We start from the raw sequence: 4,206 nt of genomic DNA, 5'->3' as shown, positions 1-4,206 counted from the left end.
GAGGATGCCGGCGAGCGCGAGCGCGGCGCCGCCCGCGAGCGCGGCGCACCCCGCTGCCGCGAGGACCATCAGCGGGAGGACGGCCGGGAGGTGGTGGACCGGGTGCCCCACCGGCTTCATCGCGAAGGCGATCGCCAGGTGCGCCAGCGGCAGCGAGGCGACCACCCAGGCAGTTCTGCGAGGCCGCGCCAGGAACAGCGCCAGCGCCGCCCCCGCCAGCGCGGGGGCGCCCGCCGCGCGCACGATCTGCAGGCCGTTGTCCCCGGCGCTCCAGAGCAGGCGGGCGCCGAAGGAGAGCATCAGGTCGGCCTCGCTGAGCCCGTAGTCGGCGACCCAGCCGAAGAAGTCCCGGATGCTGCGCAGCGTCCACGAGAAGTTCACCAGCAGCGCGGGCGAGGTGAGCACGGCGCCGGCGGCGAGGGCGACGGCGGCGGCCGCGGCCCGGCGCCAGGCGGCGGGTGAGCGCACGACCTCCAGGCCGGGGTGGCGCAGCAGGTGGGCGAGCAGGACGGCGGTCCCCGCCTCGGCGGCGTGGTACTTCGACGAGAACGCCGCCGCGGTCGCCAGCGCGGCGAGGACGTAGTGGAGCACCCGGCCGGTCTCGACGATCCGCACGGCCAGGTAGACCGTCGCCAGGGCGAAGAAGGCGGCGGCCGTGTCCCCGGTGGTGTAGTGCGCGGCGGCGACGTCCAGCGGGGAGAGGGCGGCGAACGTCCCGGCCAGGACCGCGGCGAGGGCGCCGAAGCGCCGGCCCAGCGCGACGGCGAGCGCCACGGCGGCGGCTGACAGCGAGGCGTTCCAGAGCAGCATGACCCAGGTGATGGCGAGCGGCCCCGGCGGCGCCCCGGCGTCCCCGGGGGCCGCGAGCCCGAGGAAGCGCCGCGCCGCCTGCAGCGGCGGGTTCCCCGCGCGGACGAGCCACTCGACCAGGTGGCTGTCGAAGAGCGGGTAGCCGTCGAGGTTGTGCATGTTCTGGACGTAGAGGTAGTCGCCCCTGAGGAACTGCTCGACGGCGCGGACCTGCTTGGGGGCGTCGGGGTGGTAGTGCGCCTCGATGCCGGGCCCGGCCGAGAGCGCACAGGCGCGCAGGCACAGGGCGACGGCGGCGAAGGCGACGACGGTGCGGAGGCGGGGCGCGGCAGGGGCGTGCATGGCGCGTATTGTGCCAGATGCGCCGCCCCCGATCCGCGCGCTCGCGCGGATCAGAGAAGCAGCCGTGCCGCGTGCGCGCGGATCAGGGCGCGGGCGTTTGAACAACGGCGGCATTCCTGCTATGAGATACCCCTCCGACACACGGCAAGGAGGACAAGCGTGCGCATTCTCGTCACCGGCGGCACCGGCTTCACCGGCAAGGCCCTCGTCAAGCGGCTGCTCGACGACGGCCACTCGGTGGTGGCCCTGGACTACAAGGAGGGGCTCAAGACCGAGGAGCTGCGCGCCTGGGGCGCGGAGGTCGTCATCGGCTCGGTCGTCGACCGGGACGTCGTGCGCCGCTGCATGGCGGGCGTCGAGGTCGTGCAGCACCTGGCGGCGGCCTTCCGCGAGCTCAACGTCCCGGAGCAGCACTACTGGGACGTGAACGTGGGCGGCACGCGCGTGTGCCTCGAGGAGGCGAAGGCCGCCGGCGTGCGCAAGTTCATCTACTGCAGCACCTGCGGCGTCCACGGCGACGTGAAGAACCCGCCGACCGACGAGGAGCACAACATCGCGCCGGCGGACTACTACCAGCAGACCAAGTACGAGGCCGAGCCGGTGGTCGCGGAGTTCGCGCGGCAGGGGATGGCCACGGTGATCCTGCGGCCGGCGGCGATCTACGGGCCCGGCGACCCGGAGCGCTTCTTCATGATCTTCCGCCGCGTCGCGAAGGGGACGTTTCCGATGTTCGGCAGCGGCCGGACGCTCTACCATCCGCTCTACATCGACAATCTCGTGGACGCGCACGTGCTGGCGATGGCGCCGGGGAAGGGCGACGGGAAGGTCTACCTCATCGCGGACGAGGAGTACGTCCAGATCGAGGACCTCGTGCGCCGCGTCGCCAGGGCGATGGGCGTCGCGGTGAAGGTCCCGCACTACCCGGTCTGGCCGGTGATCGTGGTCGGGCACATCGTCGAGAAGGCCTGCAAGCCCTTCGGGATCACGCCGCCGATCTTCCCGCGGCGCGTGGACTGGTACCGGCAGAACCGCGCGTTCCGGATCGACGCGGCCAAGCGCGACCTCGGCTACGCGCCGAAGATCGGGCTCGACGAGGGGCTGCGCCGCACCTATCTCTGGTACAAGGCGGAGGGATTGCTCCCCTAGCCGGCCCGGCCGCTGCGTTCGAAGCGCGCGATCACGGGCGAGCCCCAGCGCGCCGTGAGCCCCAGCCCGCGGCAGGCTGCCTCGAGGGCCGCCGAGCAGGGGCGGCAGCGCAGGGCGCGGTGCAGCACCATCGGCAGGAAGAACTGTCCCGTGCGGCCCGCCGGAGCGAAGCCGCTCGCCGCGAAGGCGGCCGCGACCTGCCGGTGCGTGAACAGCGTGAAGGTGCGCGTGTTGCCCTCGAGCTTCTTCTTCGCGCCGAAGAGCGCCGGCGCGACGCGGTTGACGCTCTCGGTCGTCGGGTAGTCCACGACCACGGCCTCCCGCGCGACGCGGCACATCTCGGCCACGAGCGCGGGCCAGCGCTCGAGGTGCGAGAGCAGCCGCACGCTGACGATGCAGTCGAAGGCGCCGTCTGCGAACGGCAGCGCCAGGATGTCGGAGGCGACGAAGGGGACGGCGCCGGCCCCGCCGGAGGAGGCGAGTCGCCGGGCGCACGAGAGGTCGCTGCCCTGGACGGTGACGCCCCAGCCGGCGCGCGCGAGCGGCCCGGCGAGTTGCGCGTGCCCGCCGCCGACGTCCAGCAGCGTCCTGCCCGCCGCGGGGCCGAGCAGCTCGCGCACGGCCCGCTCCTGGACGGACAGCAGCCAGGCGCCGACCGGCCCGGAGAAGCGACCGGCGTAGCCGTCGGAGGCGGTCTCGATGTCCGGCGTCTCCCTCACGACGTCCGTCCCCCCAGCAGCCGCGCGTACTCGGCCTCCATGAGCGCGATCTCGCGCGCCCGCCGCGGCGCGTCCCACTCCAGCTCGTCGCCGGCGGCGAGCGCGCACGCCTCCAGGACATCGCGCCCCGGGTTGCCGAACGTGCCGAGCGGCGTGCGGCGCAGCACGATGTCCGTGAGCGCGAGGGCCATCTCCTCGCGCACCGCGCGCCGGACGTCCGCGACGGTCGTCGGCTGGCGGGGGTCGATGCGGCGCGTCGCTTCCGCGTCGACGCCCGCTGCCGCCGGGGCCGCGCGTTGCGGTTGATCGCGCCGCGCCTGCGACACGGAGCCCGCGGCGCGCCCGAGCTTGCGGCACGCGAGGTCGATCGCCCGAGCGGCGACGGTCATGCCTGTCGTGTACTTGATCCCGAGGACGGCGATGAGCCCCTCGGCCCCCAGCTCGCGCGCGGCGTCGATCACGCGGGGGCGCGGGAGCAGGCGCGCCTCGGCGGCCGCCGAGACGTCGGCGCACGGGTCCAGCGGCAGCAGGCCGACGTGCGCGAACCGGACATCCGCCGCCGCCAGCCCGGCGCCGGGGTGGATGCGGTTGACCGCAGCCGTCATCCCCTCGAGGTCCGCTGCGGTGACCGCGCAGGAGCCCGGCGGCCCGTCGTGCTCGACGTACTGCGTGCCGATCATGGTGCCGCCGCGCCAGGGTACGAAGAAGAACAGGCGCTTCTGCGGCCCGCCGCCCTCGACGCCGACCGCGACGTCCCCGAAGATGCGCCGCCCGACGACGATGTTCATCGCCTTGGCCAGCTTCGGCGCGGTCGCGGCGCCGCCGGACAGCGGCTGCTGCAGCTCGCCGAGCCACGGGCCGGCCGCGTTGATCGTGACCCGCGCGCGGATCTCCAGGTCGCCGCCGCCGATCTCGTCGCGCGCGCTCACGCCCTCGACGCGCCCGCCGCGGCGCAGCAAGCCGAGCGCCCGGAGACGGTTGGCGACCGCGGCGCCGGCGGCGTCGGCGTCCAGCACCAGCTCGAGGACGAGCCGTTCCGTGTCGCCAGCGAGCGCGTCGTACCAGAGCGCCCCGCCGCTGGCGCGCCCGAGCGCAAGCCCCGGCGCGATGCGCTCGAGCTCCGCGCGGGAGACCGTGTGCCCGCGCGGGATGCGGCACGCGGGGTCGACGCCGCGGTTGCGGTCCGCGC

Annotated in this window: 4 protein-coding genes; 1 reads left to right on the top strand and 3 read right to left on the bottom strand. The window is 74.7% G+C overall.

Features of this window, described 5'->3' with window-relative positions:
- On the bottom strand, window positions 1–1,152 hold a 1,152-nt coding region (locus VI078_09605; protein HEY5999536.1), incomplete at its 3' end, for a glycosyltransferase family 39 protein.
- Window positions 1,153–1,311: 159 nt separating this feature from the next.
- On the opposite strand from VI078_09605, the gene VI078_09600 reads away from it, so the two are divergent.
- Window positions 1,312–2,298, top strand: coding sequence for an NAD-dependent epimerase/dehydratase family protein (locus VI078_09600; GenBank protein HEY5999535.1), 987 nt, complete (start codon window positions 1,312–1,314; stop codon window positions 2,296–2,298).
- Here VI078_09600 and VI078_09595 read toward each other — a convergent pair.
- Both VI078_09595 and VI078_09590 read right to left on the bottom strand, forming a co-directional pair.
- Window positions 2,295–3,017 (bottom strand): class I SAM-dependent methyltransferase, encoded by a 723-nt coding sequence (locus tag VI078_09595; protein HEY5999534.1) that lies wholly within the window; start codon window positions 3,015–3,017, stop codon window positions 2,295–2,297. The genes VI078_09600 and VI078_09595 overlap by 4 nt on opposite strands.
- Window positions 3,014–4,206 (bottom strand): FAD-dependent oxidoreductase (locus tag VI078_09590; GenBank protein HEY5999533.1); only part of this gene is annotated, 1,193 nt, incomplete at its 5' end. The genes VI078_09595 and VI078_09590, both read right to left, overlap by 4 nt.

It is taken from the genome of bacterium, from assembly GCA_036524115.1.
In the GTDB taxonomy this organism is placed as follows: Bacteria; JAUVQV01; JAUVQV01; order JAUVQV01; family DATDCY01; genus DATDCY01.
Note: the sequence above shows the minus strand (reverse complement) of the source record. Positions and strands in the feature narration are given on the sequence as shown.